At 46.2% G+C, this 20,365-nt stretch carries 14 protein-coding genes; 4 read left to right on the top strand and 10 right to left on the bottom strand.

The annotated features are described in order from the left end of the window. Positions 1 to 219: 219 nt before the first annotated feature. The gene (locus NSQ20_RS14335) at positions 220 to 1,059 is read right to left on the bottom strand and encodes a YitT family protein (protein ID WP_017688839.1); all 840 of its coding nucleotides are present in this window, start codon (positions 1,057 to 1,059) and stop codon (positions 220 to 222) included. 374 nt (positions 1,060 to 1,433) lie between these two features. Here NSQ20_RS14335 and NSQ20_RS14330 point away from each other — a divergent pair, with 374 nt between their 5' ends. The 3 genes from NSQ20_RS14330 to NSQ20_RS14320 all read left to right on the top strand — a co-directional run bounded on the left by NSQ20_RS14330 (position 1,434) and on the right by NSQ20_RS14320 (position 4,324). Next, positions 1,434 to 2,492 carry a fatty acid desaturase gene (locus tag NSQ20_RS14330; protein ID WP_036670647.1) on the top strand — a complete coding sequence of 353 codons (1,059 nt, stop codon included), beginning with the start codon at positions 1,434 to 1,436 and terminating at the stop codon, positions 2,490 to 2,492. A 99-nt stretch (positions 2,493 to 2,591) separates the two neighbouring features. After that, positions 2,592 to 3,728, top strand: coding sequence for a sensor histidine kinase (locus NSQ20_RS14325; protein WP_174806443.1), 1,137 nt, complete (start codon positions 2,592 to 2,594; stop codon positions 3,726 to 3,728). Further along, the gene (locus tag NSQ20_RS14320) at positions 3,725 to 4,324 is read left to right on the top strand and encodes a response regulator transcription factor (protein ID WP_036608692.1); all 600 of its coding nucleotides are present in this window, start codon (positions 3,725 to 3,727) and stop codon (positions 4,322 to 4,324) included. The genes NSQ20_RS14325 and NSQ20_RS14320 overlap by 4 nt, the downstream gene beginning before the upstream one ends. A gap of 187 nt (positions 4,325 to 4,511) precedes the next feature. Here NSQ20_RS14320 and NSQ20_RS14315 read toward each other — a convergent pair whose 3' ends face one another. The 7 genes from NSQ20_RS14315 to NSQ20_RS14285 all read right to left on the bottom strand — a co-directional run bounded on the left by NSQ20_RS14315 (position 4,512) and on the right by NSQ20_RS14285 (position 16,366). Further along, on the bottom strand, positions 4,512 to 5,420 hold the full coding sequence (locus NSQ20_RS14315; RefSeq protein WP_340032805.1) for a hypothetical protein: 909 nt from the start codon (positions 5,418 to 5,420) through the stop codon (positions 4,512 to 4,514). Positions 5,421 to 5,464: 44 nt separating this feature from the next. Then, on the bottom strand, positions 5,465 to 6,205 hold the full coding sequence (locus NSQ20_RS14310) for a polysaccharide deacetylase family protein (protein WP_340032804.1): 741 nt from the start codon (positions 6,203 to 6,205) through the stop codon (positions 5,465 to 5,467). Between the two features lie 471 nt (positions 6,206 to 6,676). Then, positions 6,677 to 7,180 (bottom strand): ferritin, encoded by a 504-nt coding sequence (locus tag NSQ20_RS14305; protein WP_340032803.1) that lies wholly within the window; start codon positions 7,178 to 7,180, stop codon positions 6,677 to 6,679. 156 nt (positions 7,181 to 7,336) lie between these two features. Further along, positions 7,337 to 7,456: a hypothetical protein gene (locus tag NSQ20_RS14300; RefSeq protein WP_017688846.1), complete on the bottom strand. Its 120-nt coding sequence runs from the start codon at positions 7,454 to 7,456 to the stop codon at positions 7,337 to 7,339. A 100-nt stretch (positions 7,457 to 7,556) separates the two neighbouring features. After that, positions 7,557 to 7,814, bottom strand: coding sequence for a YolD-like family protein (locus tag NSQ20_RS14295; protein WP_036608707.1), 258 nt, complete (start codon positions 7,812 to 7,814; stop codon positions 7,557 to 7,559). A 153-nt stretch (positions 7,815 to 7,967) separates the two neighbouring features. Beyond that, entirely contained in the window at positions 7,968 to 9,659 is a 1,692-nt protein-coding gene (locus NSQ20_RS14290; RefSeq protein ID WP_340032802.1) for a DUF11 domain-containing protein, read from the bottom strand. After that, entirely contained in the window at positions 9,656 to 16,366 is a 6,711-nt protein-coding gene (locus NSQ20_RS14285; protein WP_340032801.1) for a hypothetical protein, read from the bottom strand. Before NSQ20_RS14285 ends, NSQ20_RS14290 begins: the two co-directional genes overlap by 4 nt. A gap of 232 nt (positions 16,367 to 16,598) precedes the next feature. Between NSQ20_RS14285 and NSQ20_RS14280 the strand changes: the two genes are divergently transcribed. Beyond that, entirely contained in the window at positions 16,599 to 17,738 is a 1,140-nt protein-coding gene (locus tag NSQ20_RS14280) for a GGDEF domain-containing protein (protein ID WP_340020158.1), read from the top strand. Positions 17,739 to 17,841: 103 nt separating this feature from the next. On the opposite strand, the gene NSQ20_RS14275 is transcribed toward NSQ20_RS14280, so the two are convergent. Further along, positions 17,842 to 18,363, bottom strand: coding sequence for a hypothetical protein (locus tag NSQ20_RS14275; protein WP_340020157.1), 522 nt, complete (start codon positions 18,361 to 18,363; stop codon positions 17,842 to 17,844). A gap of 71 nt (positions 18,364 to 18,434) precedes the next feature. After that, the gene (locus NSQ20_RS14270) at positions 18,435 to 20,075 is read right to left on the bottom strand and encodes a diguanylate cyclase (RefSeq protein ID WP_340032800.1); all 1,641 of its coding nucleotides are present in this window, start codon (positions 20,073 to 20,075) and stop codon (positions 18,435 to 18,437) included. Positions 20,076 to 20,365: the final 290 nt, after the last annotated feature.

Here is a 20,365-nt window from a genome sequence, read left to right as displayed (position 1 = left end):
AAAGTTAAATATGTCCCTACAAAGTGTAAAAAACACTGTCATGTCACTGTTGAATATTGTGGAATCAAAAAAAGAAGACATTATTAATACTCTTTTGCCCTTCTCTTCGGAGAAGGGTTCTTTCTTATTGAACTAGATTAATACCGGATACCATTAACCTATCAAAAAAGTTGCGGTGATATTTCACCGCAACTTTTTTCTTCCTTATATACATATTCATCAAGTTTTGGAGAGTTCAATAAATCCTTCACCGAAAACATCACGCACGTCATGAATGGTGATAAAAGCAATCTCATCTTCTGCTCGTACAATCTTCTTCAGCATAGAAACTTCCTGCTTGCTAATCACAATGTATAGAATTTCTTTCTTATTTTTCGTGTAATAGCCATGACCGGACAGGACGGTTACTCCGCGATCCATCTTCTCAATGACTTGCTTTGCGATTTCATCCTGTTTGGAAGAGATAATCATAACGGCTTTTTTCGGATTGAGCCCTTCAATAATGAACTCCATTGTTTTGGTTCCAACAAACAGCAAGACAATTGTACACATTAATCCTTGTGGTCCAATGATGAAGTATGAGGAGAAAGCCACAATCAGATCGAAGAACAGAAGTCCGTAACTGATATTCCAATCCAGATATTTGTTGGCAAGTCGGGCCAGGATCACTGTCCCCGCCGTTGTGCCTCCCACTCTAACAATCAAGCCAATACCAAGACCGGCAAATAATCCGGCAAAAATGGTATTGATCCAGAGTTCATCCGATGCAATCGTCCAACTCTCCGTCAGATGCAGGAACAACGAGTTGAATACCACTGCAATAATCGTATATACCGTAGTCGTTTTATCAAGAAACCGATATCCCACAATTAACAAAATACCGTTCAGGATCAAGTTCATCAGTCCAGGGGACCATTCAAACAGGTAATACAAAATAATCGTGATACCCGTGACGCCGCCTTCAGCCAAATCGTTCGGGATGACAAACAGGTTCACCGCCAGTGCAAACAGAAATGCACCTGCCATAATAAATAGGATATCCGTAATTCGTTTCTTCATTATGCATTCCATCCAATCCATCAGAAATCAACCTAATCGACCCGTCTCATAAGTTGTCATAACCACTCAAAGATAGATTTTACCATGCTCTCAACAAAATTTGTATACATAATACAAATTGTTGCGTAATTTATGCAAAGGAATTTGTAAAACCTGCTCTTCTGTCTTCTTCAGAGCTATTGAGTATCATACACCCATGACAAATGTCATGGTCCGTCATTGATATTCATCATTACAGAAGGCTGACGTTTATGACTTACTGTCATGTTCGGATTGTTTTATAATGATAAAAACGCTTCCTACAAGAAAGTCTAGCGGGAAACGCCAAGTTGTAGCTGATTACAGTTATAACGATTGAAGGAGGACACAATTTTATGAACAGATCAAAAGAAATGGCCTTAAAAAAAGAAGTCACCCCTTACGAAAAAAATGATCTCAGACTAAGTATCCGCCAGTTAATCAATACATTGCTCCCGCTCTTCTTGTTATGGGCTGCAGCTTATTTTAGCTTATCGGTTTCCTACTGGCTGACCTTCCCGATTGCCTTGGTGGCATCCGGATTTGTACTGCGGACCTTTATTATTTTCCATGACTGCTGCCATGGTTCATTCTTCAAGAGCAAACGCGCCAACGATATTCTCGGTACCATTACTGGTGTATTAACAGTGACACCCTATCAGCAGTGGAAAAACGAGCATTCTATCCATCACGCAACAAGCAGTAATCTTGACAAACGTGGTGTAGGTGATATCTGGGTTATGACGGTTGACGAATACAAAGAAGCTTCTACTTGGGGTCGTCTCTTCTATCGGATTTATCGTAACCCGTTTGTATTGTTTTGTATCGGACCCATTTACGTGTTTCTGTTGGCTTACCGTTTTAACCGCAAAGGTGCTAGACGTAAAGAACGTATCAATACACACCTGACTACCGTATTGATCGTTGTGCTCTATGCATTCATGTCCTGGTTAGTCGGATGGCAGGCTTTTGTAATGGTGCAGGCACCTATCTTCTTCTTCTCCGGTTTCTTTGGTATCTGGTTGTTCTACGTCCAACATCAGTTCGAAGAGACGTATTTTGAACATGAAGATGAGTGGAGTTATGTAAAAGCAGCTGTTGAAGGCAGTTCTTATTACAAATTGCCAAAATTATTGCAATGGATCAGTGGTAATATCGGGTTTCACCATGTGCATCACTTGAGCCCACGTGTACCTAACTATTTCTTGGAAGAAGCACATAACGCAACACCACCTTTGCAAAAAGCAACGACTATTACATTACGTTCCAGTCTGGTTGCCCTGCGCTTCCGTCTGTGGGATGAAGATTCTAAACAGTTTATTAGCTTCAGACAGCTCAAAAAGCTATCCCGCAAGCCGTATGTTCAACCGCCTATCCGAGTAACCAATCCAGCGGGTCTGACAGAGAAGCCTTAACTCTGTCGGATTCGTTTTCTTGTGTTCAAGCCATAGTCATGCTACAGTCATGCTAAAGTTGAGTACAAGTTTGAGGAGGAGAATTCCATTCAAAAGTGGATGCAAAATTTTTATAAAAAAACAGGGTTGAACCTTTATGTATGGCTCGCCTTTTTCATCCTGCCATTCTATTTTATATCGCAATATTCTAAATTATGGACGATGGTAACCGGCATCATCATTATCCTCGTCTTCTTCGTCTGTTACCTGCTCGCCTTCATCACCAAGGGCTGGCAGGTGTACATGTGGATTGGAATGCTTATTGCCATATCCATTACGATGACGATCGCCTATGATTATGCCTACTTCTCATTGTTTCTTGCTTTCTTTATTGGGAATATTAAAAATAAAGCCGGTTTCTTCACCCTCTACTCGGTGAACCTGGGAGCCAGTTTCGTAACCATTAATTACGGTTTCATTAATCAGAGTTCTCTGTTGGTGAGCCAACTCCCGTTTGTATTCATCAGCTTAATGGCCTCCATCCTGCTCCCAATCAGTACGTATAACAAAAACAAAACTGAACATTTGGAAGGCCAATTGGAGAATGCGAACAAGCGACTTGATGATCTCGTAAAAATGGAAGAACGCCAGCGTATCGCTCGTGACCTGCACGATACACTTGGACAGAAGCTCTCTCTGATCGGTCTGAAAACCGATCTGGCGAGACGGTTGCTCCGCAATAATCCCGATCAGGCCGAGATTGAATTGAACGATCTCAGACAAACGGCAAGTACAGCTCTGAAGGAAGTCCGGGAAATGGTCACCACCATGCGTGGTACACAATTGGTCGATGAACTGTTCCGGGCGGAGCAGATTCTGAAGGCCGCTTCGATTGAATTTGTGCTGGAAGGTAATCCGAAGTTACAGGATACGTCACAATTGAATGAAAATGTGCTCGGTATGTGCTTGAAAGAAGCTGTCACGAATGTCGTCAAACACAGTCAGGCAACAACCTGTACTATCATCATTAAGGAAACACTAGCGGATAATGTAGTAACCGTTCAAGATAACGGTGTTGGAATAGAACGAACTCGCAAACAGGATCGGCGCGGAACAGGAATTTTGGGCATGAAGGAACGACTTGAATTTGTGAACGGTTGTCTGGATATTCGCTCTGCGACAGACATCCCGGGTACAGCGATCATTATTCATGTTCCAAAACTCGTTCGCAAACCGATAAAGGAGGCAGAATCATGATTAGAATTGTAATCGCGGAAGATCAGCGCATGATGCTCGGCGCCTTGTCCTCCCTCCTCAATCTGGAGGAAGATATGGAAGTCGTCGGACGTGCCAGCAACGGCCAGGAAGCCCTTGCCCTTGTCCAAGAGCTTGCACCAGACATCTGTCTGATGGATATAGAAATGCCCGTGAAAAGCGGCCTTGAAGCTGCAGAAGAACTCAAAGGAATGAGCTGTAAGGTCATTATACTGACCACTTTTGCCCGGACCGGATATTTCGAACGTGCCCTAAAGGGCGGTGTCCGTGGTTACTTGCTCAAAGATAGTCCAATTGAAGAACTTGCCGAGTCGATCCGCCAAGTTATGAATGGCAGACGCATCTTCGCTCCCGACTTGGTAGATGAAGCTTATGTAGAAGAAAATCCCCTGACAGAACGGGAGAATGCCGTACTAGGCCTCATGGCAGATGGGAAAAACACCAAAGAAATCGCCGGGCATCTGTTCATCACAACGGGCACGGTGCGTAACTACATCTCCATTATTCTCAACAAGTTAAATGCCAGTAACCGCATTGAGGCCATCACTCGCTCCAAGGAAAAAGGGTGGTTCAAATGAAAGTACCGCTTTAACCCATTGAAACAAAAATAAGCATGTACCCCGGCTGCATAAGCTGCGATAACATGTTCAAAATAAAAAGCTTGGCCCAGCAATTTCTTCCTGGGCGAAGCTTTTTTTAGGTGTATCGTAACAATCCCACACTTATCTCTTTTACATTGCAGAATATCCGTAAAACACTCAAGATTTATTTCACAGATACAACCATACCAAGAGCTTCTAATGGCACTTGATCAGTCTTAAGCTGATGAATTCGGTTACCGTCCTGCCATGAGATCGTTACATGAACAGACTGTCCACCACTTGGATATTCAACCTTGATATACCCTTTATCTTTGGGTACAGGCAACGTATGTGACTCCAGATACTCCACCATTTTCTTCGCTATGCCCGGATTATTCATTTCATCTTCGGATACCGAACGAATTTCCAGCGTCCATCTACCTTCTTGCCAAGTCAGATATTGACTGCCTGCGGCACCTTCACTCATACCTTTGATACCATGTCCCAGATCCACAGCCATATCTGCTGGAATATCTTTCAGGTCCGTCTCAGGGAAAATTTCTGGCTGCTTCGGGTCCTTATAGGTCTTCACTTCATAGGAAGCCAATACAGGTATCTTACTGTCGGATGCAGTTAAAGATTGATCGTTAATGGCAACAGACTGAGTGGTAGCGTAGAAGTTTACCTTAAATGCATCAACAGTATTGGACAGTATTGCCGCCCCCAAAGATGTACCCTTGTCCAATGTGAATGAAGTGGGTAATGCGGCATCCTTCATCTTCAACTGGTTGCGAACTTGCTTGATCACATCATTCACACCTGAATGACCAGTGGCAACTTGGTTGTCATTTGCCTTCGATCCTGATGTGTCTTCATTATCTGTTGTGCCCGTATTCTCTTTGGTTCCTGTTTCATTTTCATTAGAGAAATCAGCACCACCGCTGCCGGTCTCGGTCTGCTCCCCCACTGTTGTCGTTGGTGAAGAGCTATTCTCTGATGATGCTGCATTTGAATCCGGTCCGCCACATCCTGCCAGAGCAAGTAAAACGGCTGTCGTTACTGGAATGATGATCCATAATGGCTGTTTCTTCATGATGTGTACCTCCTTCGTTGTAGCCAATCTAAAAATTCAAAAGATTAACGCTTGTCGTTCCAGAAGTTAACCGGCTGTACTTTTTTGCTTAATACTTCAAAACGATACCCTTCTGCCTTCAATGTTTTCAATACTTGCGGTAATACTTTCAGCGTTGCTTCCTGGTCGTGCATAAGCACAACAGGTGTTGTTCCGCTCTTTTGCACATTGTGAATTTGCTTCATTACACTGTTATAGACTTTCTGGTGATCCTTCTTGTATTTCCAATCTTCCGAGTCGACATTCCAATCCCATAGATGGAATCCACCCTGGCCCAGAAGTACACTACGGAACGCAGGCTTGAGGTATGGTTTACTACCGTATGGCGTCCGCACGAGACTTGTTTTAACTCCGGCAACCTTGTTCAGACTTGCATTGGCCTGTTGCATTTCTTTCAATCCGCTATATGCAGATTTATAGAATTTGCCTGGAACGTGAGTCACACCATGCAGACCCAATCCATGCCCGTCAGCTACGATACGTTTGGTAGCCTTCTGAAATTGCTCCATTTGAGGTCCCAGCATAAAAAACGTTGCCTTCGCATGATATTGATCCAGAATATCCAGTAACTGACCCGTATGAGCGGTTGGCCCATCATCAAACGTCAGGTATATGATTTTCGAATTTGCTTTGCTTGCTCCATCCTTGGATGCAACAGATTTGGCAGATACCGACTGCGGCAATAATAGTGGAATGATTAGTAAAATAGCAAGTGTGACCATGATAGATTTACGAATATGTAGCATAATTAAAAGTCTCCCTTATGTGTTATATTTCCCCGGGTGTCCATGTGTTTCTACCTTCATCCCTTGGCGATTAATCCTAATACTATCAAAGATAGTGGCTCCTGTTCTCGCTCCAAAGGCTACGGTAGAGTTACACTTTTGTCAGATAAACCTAAAATTTAATACGAATTTGATAGATTTGCGCAAAATAAGATCCCGGCAGGATAGATCAATTGTGACATATCCTCTATTACCCACATTCAGAATTTTGATAGACCTTTACTCCAATTCAAGTAAATCAATACAATCATTAAATATCGTTGCATGCAAAAAAACCTGCACAAGTGCAGGCTTCTTTGTCTTCAATCAGCATATGGCATCAAACCATCATCCTTTGCAAGGGGATTGCCCCCATTGCTTTCAGGATCATTACCTCATGCTGTATGTAAATGGTGTTTTGACGCTGGAATCTTCTCGACTCCCCACGTGCATTTATTCAGCAGGAGCAGTGAACGAACGTTTGCCAAACTCGGCATCCAGCATGTAGAAGGCATTGCTGTCTTTTTCAATGCGGCGCAGCTTCTGAATAATATTGTCAAACAAAGCTTCCTCTTCAACCTGCTCATCAATGAACCATTTCAGGAAATACATCGTTGCATGTTCACGTTCATTCAGAGCGATGTCAGCCAGATTGTAGAATTTTTTCGTGTTTTGCTGTTCATGAGCATAACCATGCTCAAATACATCCAGTATCGAAGCATATTCATTCTTCGGTTCTGGCAAAGCCTCAAGTGTGGCACGTTGTCCACGATCATTCAGGAATTTGTATATTTTCATGCCATGGAATCGCTCTTCTTCCGCTTGCACGATGAAGAAGTTCGCAAATCCATCCAGACTTTTGCTGGAACAATAGGCTGCCATAGCCAGATATACATGAGCGGAATAAAACTCAAAGTTCATCTGTTCATTTAAAGATTCTGTTAACGTTTGGCTCATAATCAAAACACCTCTTTCTTTCTCTAGGGATGGTTATATTCTAACATAACGTAAGCAGGACTTACACCGATTTTCTACAAAATTCGCCAAGGACTGAACGAACAAAAAAGCTCTGCCGCGATGGCAGAGCTTCTTTCATTCTTTAGAGATATGCAATTATACCAAGAACGCTTTGGAGATGATAACCAACAGGATGAACAGAACCAGAATGGCACCTACAGAAGTGAAACCTCCGTATCCGTAGCCTCTTGTTTCTCCACCTAATACTTCGCTCATTGACCGTACCTCCTCTGCAACAGGTATGGGTTATCTTATGCAGGAAGAACGACTTTGACAGGGCGGATGCCCTAATTATTCAGATTGCTGTTTTTTTCGTTCAGTACCGGGGAGATTGCACACGCATGATATCCAGAAAAGGTACCTTCGCTGTGAACTCTTCTTCGGTATACTCTACATGCACGAGTCGTGTACGGGAGTCCATTTTGACGATGACTCCTTGCACCTGATCTTCTTTGCCCCATACCGTCAACAGTACTTCCGAACGTTCCCGAAAAGCTTCAACCAGCTGGTTTCCCAACTCTTCAAGTTCAAACTCATCCCGTGTAGGTCTTTTTGCTACTTTTGCTTTTGCCAATGTGGCTGCCTCCTCTACTCCGACGTCCCGATTCCACGGGTTGATTGCCGAGTTCATATTCAATTAGTATACCATTCATTTACGTTCGTGTAATCTCATGGCAACCAGAATGAGCAAATTCCTCAGGCAAGTTACCGTTAACCGTGATACCTCCTATTCTTCTCTATACTCCACAATGATGCTGTACTCATTCGATCGGGTTTCGCCAGCCCGTTTTTGTCCATTCCATTCATACGTGTACCTGGCAATCAAGTCTCCTTGCAGCGTCCCCACCTTCTCAGAAGCTAACTTCGCTACATACGAGATGTTCTTTTCCGTTCCAGGCTCAATCACGCCCACATGCAGAACCCGTGGTGTGGAATACTCTGATATGCTCAATTGGAGCTCACCCGTAGCTTGACCAAGCCATCTGGCACCCTCAGGTAAAATGCTCCCAAGTTGTACACGTGCCGGCAAATTACCCGTATTCCCCACACGTACCTGAAAAGTGACGGTACCTCCCTGCTCGACCAATGTGGGTGTCACTTGAACATAAGCCTGAATTATCGGCGCTTTCAATTCGACCACAGCTTCATTGGATGTAATCATCCGCTGCACTGACCGTGAATCTGGCAATCGAAATGTATACATCAGGCTAGCATGATTCACATACCTGTAGTCATCAGGCATCGATTCATCTCGATCTGGAAGTTTCGCTTCGAACTGAATATTCAGAACCGACCGGGCTGTCAACGTCCCCAGATTAAGACCTTTAGCCAGGTTGGTTCCGGGACGTTTAACCCCATTCCAGCGCAGACTGCCTTCGACAAATGTCATACCTGTGGGCAGTACATCCAGGAGAGTTCCATCCACCGCATAACTGCTTGCATTGGAGACGGTAATATTATATTGGACGGCATCACCCAATGTGGCCGTTACCGGGAGCACACTTTTCAGCACAGAGACCTGGGGCTGTATCACTTCCAGGGTAACCTGATTGGAGTAGACCGTCTCCTGCTGTCCTACCGAGATATATGACAGTACAGCTACACTTGATATTCCGTTTGCATCGCTTCCCCCCATAACCTGAACCCGATATTGTACCCTAATTGAGCTTCCGGGCAAAATCTCTCCAAGTTGTATGCCCGTATCAGGCGTTACTTGTGGCGCAAACATTTCATCTACGATGACACTCGCAGGTATAAAAACAATACCTTGTGGCAAAGAAATCGTTACTTGGGCATTCGTGGCTGCAATAAAACCCGGATTGCTCACGATGACGGTGTACATGACAATATCCCCTGAGAAGGTATAGATGTGATCCGCCTGCAAGGAGATCTCCAGCCGGGATGAGACCAGATTGACCTCCACGATATTGGATTGTTCCATACCTGTAACCGTTCTGCCTTCCGGTGTCAAAAACTCATAGTTAACCTGTGCCTGATTCAGCAGCTTCAGTGTCTCAGGTAAACGCAAGATTACAACTTGGAAGTGGTATCGCAACGTGGCTCCGGGCGCGATTTCAGCTGGAGGCAATCCTCTCTCCGGTGATGCTCCCGGTAACGGAATACCATCACGCAGTACACTGTTGGGAAGCAGTGCCGTCTCTGCAGATAGCTGATCCAATAGGTACACTAGGGCCGTAAGATTTCCGGTGTTAACAATTTCAACACGGTAGATAAGAGACTGCCCTAAGGCAGCCTCCGTGACATTGCAGACTTTTCTGACTTCAAGCCTGGGGCCGATCCACGGTGTTACAACCGTATTCGAATAGGATACCTGTTCCAGTTCAGTCGCACCCGAGCTGAATCGAACCAGGGACTGATTCTTTAGCCAGTGGGACAACGGACCGGAAGATTGGCTCATATCACCACAACCTCTACTCTGAATGTAACCGTAACGGAAGCACCCGCAGCAATCGAACCAAGCGTGATGCCTGTATTCGGATTCCCTGTTGGTCTTGGCACACCATCCACCGTAACACTTCCTGGCACAAATACTGTACCGACAGGTACCGGGTCAACCATGACCACATTATTAACCACTTCAATGCCGCTATTGGTTACTACAACCGTATAGGTGATTACATCACCAACAACAGCATCAATGGCACTTGTACTTTTGGCAACAACAACATTTGGTGCAGATACCGGGATAACCAGAACATTCGAAGATACGGTCCCCGTCAACAGACGGCCATCGGGTGGACTAAATGTATAGTTGGCCACCGCCTGGTTAACCAGTTGCTGATCCTGTGGCAACGTATCTACAGTCACTTCGAGGGTAACCGTTACAATAACCGTACCTCCGGACGGTATGGTACCCACAACGATACCCGTCTCTGGATTGGCACCTGGCTGTGGAACACCATCAATCAGAACACTGTTGGGAAGCAGTACGGCTCCATTCGGTATATTGTCCGTTAATGTCAAACTTGCATCCAGATTCCCGCTATTGTTAATGGCAAAAGAATAGGTGATGGTGTCACCAATCGTTGCATTGGAGGTGCTCCCTGTTTTGGTTACGGCAATAATCGGCTGATAGATCGGTGTTACAACCGTATTGGAATACGCTGCTCCCGAGAAAACACCCGATGTGAAACTTACGGAAGACTGACTGCTCACTTGTGGTGGTGTTGGAAGCGTATTGACCCGCACTGCATACGATACCGCTATCGATGCTCCAGGCGCCAAACTACCAAGAGCTATGCCCAGCGCAGGGTTGGCCAAGGCACGTGGGACGCCGTCCACCAGAACACTGCCTGTAACAAATGTGGTGGCTGGGTTAATCGGATCGGTGATCACAATATTGTTTACAGGGTCAATTCCTTCATTGGTCACAACCATTTCATACACAATCGTGTCGCCTACCACGGCATCAACTACCGAAGCCGTCTTAACTACACTCACGTTCGGAGCAGATACTTGAATGTTGAGTGAGTTGGACGTAATCGTGCCTCCAAGTGTTCTTCCATCAGGTAATGTATACGAAAATGTCGCAGATGCCTGATTGGTAATGGACTGGCTCAAAGGTAACGTCACAATCACAACGGAGAAGGTAACTAGAGTTGTTGTGGAAACGACACCAAGCGGAATACCCGAAGCAGGATCTGCACCTGGTGCAGAAGCCCCGTTAATAATAACGCTATTTGGAACAAACTCTGTTCCTGCCGGAATGGTATCCGTTAACGTGACAGATGCCCCATAGTTCCCGGTATTGGAAATAGCGATGCTGTACACAACGGTATCCCCTACCGTTGCTATCGTCTGATCTCCCGTTTTCACTGCAGCCAGAATAGGTTGAAAGACCGGAGTTGTAACCGTATTGGAGAATGTGGTCGCTGAGAAAGCCCCTGATGTAAAGCTGACCGTGGACTGATTGTTTAACACTGCACTTGCCGGGAGCGCCGTAACCTGCACACTAAATACAACGGTTACCGTAACGCCAGGTGCGATGGAACCAAGCGTTATTCCCGTAGAAGGATTGGCACCAGGGCGCAGAACACCATCGACAAACACGCCGGTTGGCGCAAGAACGGTACTTGTCGGCACTGCATCCGTGAAAACCACATTGTTGACCGTTGCAATTCCGTTATTGGTTACAGCGATGCTATACGTTACGATATCACCAACTGATACCGACGTTGAAGTTGTGGATTTGACGACATCGACATCCGGTGCCGATACGGTAATGGTTAACACATTGGATAGAACAGACTCCGTGATGTTCCGCCCATCCGGCAATGTATATGATAGAGCTACGGAAGCCTGATTCACCAGTTGTTGCGGACTTGGCAGCGTATCAACAACCACTGAAAAGGTAATGGTGGTCGTAGCTCCGGGAGCCACATTGCCTGCGGGGATGCCCGTTGCTGGATTTCCTGCTGGCAGCGGTTGACCGTTCACAATAACGCTATTTGGAACAAGGATGGTTCCGGCTGGAAGGTTATCTGTCAGGTTAATCTGGGCTCCATAGTTTCCCTGATTGCTCACGGTTATCGTGTAGCTGACTGTATCCCCAACGGTAGCATTTTGTGTACTGGCTGTTTTTTGTGCTGAAAGAATAGGCTGGTACACCGGAGTGACCACGGTATTTGAAAAGGTTGTGCTTGAGAATGTACCTGAGGTAAAACTGACCGTAGAGCGATTGCTCAACTGATCACTTGGCGGGATCGCGTCGATACGGATACTGAATGTGACCGTCGCGGACGTTCCGGGCCCCAATGTACCAAGGGGTACCCCACCTGCCGGATTGGCTCCGGGTTGCGCAACCCCATTCACTGTGACACTCCCTGTAACAAAAGAGGCTCCAGCTGGAATCGGGTCTGAAAACTGAATATTGTTCACCGGTGCAATTCCGCTGTTGGTCACCAGAATGGAATAGGTCACCGTATCGCCTACCGTAGCCGCAGTGGAAGCTGTGCTTTTGACAACAGCGACGTTTGGTGACGAGACTGGGAACGTGAGTGTATTCGAAGTGGCTGAGCCAGTCAACGTCCGCCCATCTGGAGGTGTAAATGTAAAGGATGATGTAGCAAAATTGCTAAGCTGCTGTGGGGATGGAAGTGAATCCACAACAACGGCAAACGTGACAACAGCCGTCGCCCCTGCTGCTACAATGCCTACCGGAATACCTGTTCCTGGTGTTACTCCCGGCTCTGGCACACCGGATACAACCACACTGTTGGGTACAAAAGTAGTCGCAGAAGGAATGTTGTCTGTGAGAGTAACATTTGCTTCCAGATTGCCAGCATTGCTGACCGTTACCGTGTATACAACCGTATCACCTACAGTTGCATTTACGGTATTTGCTGTTTTGACAAGTGAAATCTGCGGTTGTATGACCGGAGTCTGAGTGGTATTGGACGATGATGACCCTGAAAATGAACCGGATGTGAAGCTGACCGTCGACTGATTGTTAATCTGCGAAGGAATCGGCATGGTAATCGTCACCTCAAAAGTTACGGTAACCTCGGCTCCTGGAGCCAACGTACCGATTGGAATGCCGGCGGTCGGATTGGAGAGCGGGAACGAAGTCCCGTTCACAATGACACTTCCGGGTACAAATGGGGTATTCGAAGGAAGAGGATTGACATATACCACATTATTAACGGCTACTGTGCCGTTATTACGAATAACAGATGTGTATCGAATGACATCTCCGACTACGCCGTACTCTACATTGTCACTGTTGACAATCGTAACATTGGGCAGAGACACTGGAATAGTGATGGTGTTTGATGACGAGAGACCGGCAATCGTTCTCCCACTTGGGAGTGTGTAGGCAAATGAAGCAACCGCCTGATTAATTAACTGCCTTGCATCTGGCAAACTGGTAACCGTCGCAACAAAGGTGACCGTTGCACCTGAGCCCGCAGCAATCTCTCCTAGACTGATACCCGACTCCGGGCTGACTCCAGGTGTAGGTACGCCATTAATAATGACACTATTTGTGCTGAATACTGCTCCTGCTGGAATGGGATCTGTCAAGGTAACCGTTGCAGCTATGTTACCTGTATTGTTAATTTGGATGGTGTAATTAAACGTATCGCCTACAGTCAAACTTGTTGTACTTGCTGACTTCACCACTTGGATCACTGGCAGAAATATGGGGGTATTTACTGATATAGAAGAAGAAACACCGTTAAAACTGCCTGATGTAAATGCTGCATTGGCCTGGTTACTAACCAAACCCGTAGATGGAACGGAATTCACTCGGGTCTGATAGGTCACAGTTACGCTGCTTGAGCTATTCAATGAACCCACTGCGATTCCCGCAACGGGGCTTGCGCTGGGAACAGCAGATCCATTAATCGTGACACTACCCGGGACAAATTCAGAGCCGGATGGTGCATCCGAAATCACCAGATTTTGTACTGCACTAATTCCTGCGTTTGTTGCAACAACGGTATACGTAAGCACATCCCCAACTGTCGCATCTGGTGTGTTTACTGTTTTACTAAGAGAAATATTGGGAGCCGATGCAGATATACGAACGATATTGGATAAGCTGCTGCCTGAGAGATTCCTTCCACTTGGAAGCTGGTACGTATAACTTGCTGTCCCTTGATTCTCCAGTGTCGGGGGAGTCGGAAGTGTGGTGAGTGTAGCGCGAAACACCACCGTAGCCGCAACTCCCGGCAGGAGGCTGCCCAGTGTTATTCCGGTTAATGGGCTTGTTCCAGGACGTGCAGTACCATTCACAGTTACCGAATTCGGGACAAACGTCAGCCCCGCTGGAATCGTATCCGTCACATTCACTTGAGTCGCTATATTCCCACTGTTCGTGACCACAAGTGTGTATGCAATCTGATCCCCCAGTGTCGCATTGGTTTGGCTTGCCGACTTGTTGATACCAACAACAGCTTGGTATACAGGGGTTGTAATGGAATTGGAGTTGGAAATGCCCGTGAACGAACCAGAGCTATAGGACACTACCGCTCGATTAACTAACGAACCTGAAGCAGGCAAAGACTGCACATTCACCTGAAACGTCACCGTCGCAGAACTTCCGGCCGCCAATGTCCCAATAGAGATACCACTGCTCGGATTCGCAGACGGTACAACAGTTCCCCTTACGGTTGCACTGCCGGGAACAAAAGTTATTCCAGCAGGGAGCGCATCTGTAAGTACCACATTGTTAATCACCTGAATACCGCTGTTGGTAGTAACTACGGTGTAAGTGAAGGTCTCCCCGACAGCAACATCGGTAACGGATGCTGATTTTACCGTGGTCACATTGGGCAATGTTACCGGGATCGTTAAGGTATTCGACGCGATGTTTCCCGTGATCGTCCGACCATCAGGTGAATTGAAGGAATAAGAAGCTGTCGCCTGATCCACAAGAGTCGGCGGTGTCGGCAAGCTTGTTACAAGTACCTGAAAGGTCACGGTATTGGCACTTCCTGCCGCGAGGCTCCCCAGATTAACGCCGGTAACCGGATTGGCGCCAGCAATCACATTTCCATTCAGACGAAAGCTGCCTGCTACATATGAGCTACCACTTGGAATGTTATCCCTCAATGTAACGTTGGCAGCAACATTCCCTCCGTTGTTCACTTGCAGTGTATAGGTTACCAGGTCACCCACCGTGGCATTGGTGGTACTCGCCGATTTCACAATGGACAGGTTTGGCGAATAAACCGTAAGGGTGGAGTTGTTGGACGGAATAACTCCGGTAATGACCGGCCCCCCTGCTACACTTTGAAATGTAAAGGCTGCATTGGCCGAATTCACCAGTTGCAGGATGCTTGCATCCTGACCGATGAGTGCTCGATAGGTTACAACAACACTGCTGGATAAAGTTAACGAACCCAGCGGAATGCCTGCCGTCACATCAAGTGTTGGACGGGATACACCTGCAACCGTGACACTGCCTGGAATAAAGGTAAGACCTGCAGGAAGTGAATCGGATAAAACAACACTGGCCGCACTCGCAGTGCCTGCATTGGTGACGGTAACCGAATATAGAATACTATCCCCGGCAACTGCACCGGCGGCGACCGTTGCCTTAGCCAATGTGATCTTGGGTGCATTAATATCAACTTGAATTGCATTGGCGTTGACAATGTAGGCATCCCCCGAGGTCGTTAATGTCAACACCGCAGATGACTGGTTATTAATCAGTCTTGCTGACACATCCACATTGGTAATATCCCAGCCTTGACGTCCACCGATAATATTCGTACCTGGAGCTCCGTTGATCTGATTTCGTGTTCCAAACGTTCCTGTTGTATTAAGCGCTCCGGTATCTCCGTTAATCTGAGAGGCAAAAAAGTTCGCAGCTAGATTATTGGGCCCAGACAAAGCAACCGATGTAGCTGAGGTCGGCCCGAATAATGCCTGGTCACCGGTCCGGTTCGCGTCGCCCTCCTGTGCACTGAACAGTATTCTTCCTCCCAATACACCGGAAAGGGGCGTTGCAAATCCAGTCAGTGTGGTAACAACAGGTGGTGAAGTGGATTGAACGAGTACGCCCCCTGCACGCAAAGACATGTTGCGAAAAGGCAGATTGGGATTCTGATAAATGACTCCAAGTGTCCACCCCGCATGATTGGCCGTGGAATCATTTGTAATAACAATAGTCCCTACCACTGCTCCGGTGATATATGTACCTGCTCCCCCATTTTGTACAAGTGTGGTCACATTAGCGGAACGTACATAGCCAGCAGCACCGCCCCCCAGATCGAATTGATTGTAGGTAAGTGGATCAGGGGTAACACTGGAAGTCCCTGCGGGTGTAATAAACGTAACCGGATTGTTGATGGCAGCACTCAGGTTGACTGTACCATTAATGTAACTTCCGCCCCAGATCAATTCTGCATACAGAACGGTACTTCCAGCAGGTAGTGTTAGAATGGCTGCTGAACTGTTGCTCTGATACAGGCTTGTCGTTCCCAGTGGATAGGTGCCGTATTGGAGGCTGGTGTTGGTTGTGATAAAACCTCCAATACTATCCTGTGTTCCGGGTACTCCCGCTGTTTCCGAACGACTCAGTCCAAGCGTATTTCCTGTAAATGTAATTGCTCCCGTAGCATTAACGGTTGAACGAACGACAAGAGGAATGAAGATCACCTCCCCTTCATCAATGATTTCCTACATATGGAACGGAGCCATGTATATAGTCTATGAGTGTATTGTTGAGTTTTGTTTGTCCTCCATAAAAAGTTTGTGACAACTCGAAACTTCTGTGAGTCTTGTTCTCTCATAACAGTTAAATACATTTGCGTTTTGTTCATTGTGATTTATAATTATCATATACGAGAGTAATTCTGTCGTACCATTATGATGCAGTCAGCGGTGATATATGAAAGGTTTCCATACGCACAATAGCCACATTCCAACAGAGTACGAGTTCAAACATTCCAAATGGATTCAAAAAATGCTTCATGCCTACTGGATTGTTATCATTGCACATTTCGCCATTCAGATTGGCTGTTTCCTGTTTCTGAAGTATGATCGCACACCTACAGATTTCTTGATGAATGTCCTCTTCTGGCCTACGGCCGTCAGCAGTTCATGCATTTTGTTCGCAAGTTGGGTTGATCGGCGCTTCAGTTCATATTCCTTTTACACCATGTCTATAGCCAGCACGGTTATCGCCTGGACGATTATTCATGTCAATTATGACATTCGGATTATATTAGCAATCTGTCTGTTGCCCATCTTTGCTTCGGTGCTGTTTTTCAGTAAAAAGAGAGTCTGGATTGTCTTTCTGATGCAGATGACTGGTTACTTTCTGGTTTTGTTCGATCCGGCCTACCGGTTGTACTTGTCTTCATTTGACATGGTATCCATTCCTGCTTTTCTAATCCTAGGTACATATGTAGCACAGGTTATCGTAACCAGCGGCGTTGAGGTGCTCGATGATCTTCATGCCAGCATGCTTGCCAAGCAGGACCTTATTGTGCGAAATGCCATTATGACCAAACAGTCCAAAACAGACGGTTTAACCAACCTTTATAATCAAAGCTCATTTAAGGATTATTATGAAAAAGCATTTGAGTATGCCAACAGTGGCATGAGTCTGCATCTGGCCCTGATCGATATTGATGACTTCAAATCCATTAATGATACGTATGGTCATCGGGTTGGAGACATTATTCTGGAGAAAGTGTCCCTGATCATTCAGGAAACCATTACCTCAAGTGATATTGCAGCACGGTACGGGGGCGAAGAGTTCGCCTTATTGATGTTTGAGCAATCTTTCAAGCAGGCTTATGCCTTGGTGGAACAGATTCGTCAGAAGATTGCCCTGATGGGCCATCTGGAACTTGAAGGAGCTTCCATCACCGTGAGTATCGGTCTCAAAAGCTACAGCCCTAATCTAACCAAAGACAAATTGTTCGAGGAAGTGGATGCCTGTCTGTATGCCGCGAAACGAACAGGTAAAAATAAAACCGTAACATCACTTGATCTGACTTCGTCCTTGTCAGAGAAAATATAACTAAAAAAGTTGTGCTGTACACCCGAATTCCGGTTTGTACAACACAACTTTTTTTGGGTTTGAATATGATCAGCACGCCGATCGTCTTCATACATCTATGTTTTCATTCCGCCCATTCCCAGCGATGGCGATTTTGCTCCAGCATCGGATGCAGGTATTCGGACGATCCGTCAATGATGAGACGCAGCTCTTTGATCCAATCCTTGAAGGAATCAAATGAAGCAAACATATTTGCCATCTCTATCGTCAAATACAGAAAGTGAGGGGCTTGATATTCCGCAGTGATATGGCGCAGCGCGCTATCCACAGGTGTATATTTCTTTCTCTTGCCCTCAAGCCCCTCCACACGTATACGTGAAGTTGGATGTTCCCGCCGCCAATCATGCAGGCGGTCTTCTCTTTTGTAATATGCCTGTATCGAATCCTTGCTCATTCGTTTAAACGTGCTCTCGTGTAAAGGATACAACACAAGCTGTATGAATGAACGGGTATCTACCGTTGCAGCGGCGCGCTTGAGTTGCTCATCAGTCACATGTTCAAACGAGTCATAAAAAGTCAGTGTGCCTTTGCGGCTGGCCGCAGGTGGCTCATAACCATAAGGTACAGATGCATATTTTCCAGACATTTCACCCCTCCTTGTTTATACGCACATTCGCACAAAGGTGATTGGGATAACCCAGCTCATGTTATTATACGCTAACGATCTTGCTTCAACTCGGAATAAAATGTCATTCTGTTCTTGCCTGCACGTTTGGACTCATACAAAGCTTCGTCCGCCATCCGAATAATCTCACTTGGGTTGTCGCTGTTGGTAGGATATTCGGCTCCTCCAATGCTACATCCAATTCGAATTCGCTCGTAATCGATAATAAACGGCTTGTTCAAGCTTTGAATGATGGCTTCTGCATAAGCCATGGCTTCTTCCCTCGGATGACTTCCAACAGACTGAAGTACAATCAGGAATTCATCTCCGCCCAATCGGACTGTTATACCCTTCACCTGACCAAGAGTAGACAGTCGCTGGGCCACTTTCTGTAACAGCACATCTCCAGTCTGATGTCCAAGTGTATCGTTGACCCGTTTGAATCCATCGAGATCCAGATAGAGAAAAGTCAGCGTGTGATTTTCACTTTCGGTCTCCAGAGACTCCTCCAGATACACTTCAAGGGCAGTGCGATTTGGCAGTCTAGTTAACTGATCAAAATGCGCCAGATTCTGCATCACGATCAGCTCTGAGTTTTTATTCATAAGAGAGGTCAGCATATCCCGAAGCGAACGGGACAACACTTCAATCTCCTTAATCCCCTTAATCGCAGGAATCTCAAGCTCTTCCCCTGCACGCAGTCGATTGGCTACTCTGGTAAGACGCACAAGTGGGGCAGAGATCAGACGTGAGACAACCCAGCCAATCAGTGCAAAGAGTAAGGTAACGGCGAGTCCAGACCACACATTAAACCACATCAGGTCAAACACAGACGCAAAAGCAGATGACTTGACTTGACGAATGACTACGGTCCAGCCTAATCCGGGATAATCCAGATGACCCTGGCTGTAGGCAAACCCTGTCACATATTCATTACCGTCAGGCCACTTTTCAATGGACCAACTGCTCTTGTTGAGCTGGGCCTCTTCGATGCCAGGCAATACCAACGGTTTACCGACCCATTCCTTCGGCCCCAGCAGCACTGTATGTTCCTTTTTGCTTACGATAAAAAACTCAATGTCTTTTTCTTCCCTTTTCAATGGGGCAAGTACGGATTCCTCGACTTCCTTCGCCCATTCCCAGCTTAAATGTGCAGCGAGCACACCTTGAATCATTCCTTTGCTATCCTTCAGCGGAAAACTGATATCGACAAATTGCAACGGCTCTCCCGTTGGATTCGGAAGCAGCTTGGCAAGAAGGACTGCATTATGCACATCTCCAATGAATTTACCCTTGATTCCCTCCTGATACACAGGTCGCTCTGATAAATTTTCCCCAAGCAAGATACCATCCGTAGCAGCTAACACTTTTCCCTTCGGGTCCATGAATCCAACCCATGAGAATGAGGGAAAGCTATCTTGTAACTGATCCAGCAGCATCTGAATCTCATCAGGTTGGAATTCATCTTCCAACGAAGCCATTCGGCCCAGCAGGTCCAGTTCACCCGCGCGAGCCGACATGAATCGATCCAGCTTGTCCGAAGCCTGTGAGGCCGTGCCTGTAAGCGAGTGACCAATCTCAGTCTCTACAGCAACAAATGACTTTTGGCTAAAAATAGACCCAATCGTCAGGGTAACCAGCAAGGATAACACAGCAAAGATGACTGTAAGCACAGTTCTAATTTTGAATGACATTACTTCCTCCATTACACGGTGAAACCATCTTGCTTCTCAACATAACTATGCTGTAAAGAGTACACGGAATGTCACCTCGGACGTGTCTCAAAACTCGCTGAAGTGCATCTTTTACCGCCTTTTCGCCCCCTGCTGCGTCACTTTCCCTTGACGTGCCCCGGCACGCCTGCGGAAAACTTCCTGGCTTGGAACGAAAATTCGGCAAAATCTGCTTCTTCGGAGTTTCAGACACGCCCTAATCGTTTTCATATTTATCGGAACTTGTGTGTTTTTTTATTATACATGCCCAT

The organism is Paenibacillus sp. FSL K6-1122 (genome assembly GCF_037977015.1).
Classification (GTDB): Bacteria; Bacillota; Bacilli; order Paenibacillales; family Paenibacillaceae; genus Paenibacillus; species Paenibacillus amylolyticus.
This window is presented reverse-complemented; position numbering and strand designations above follow the sequence as displayed.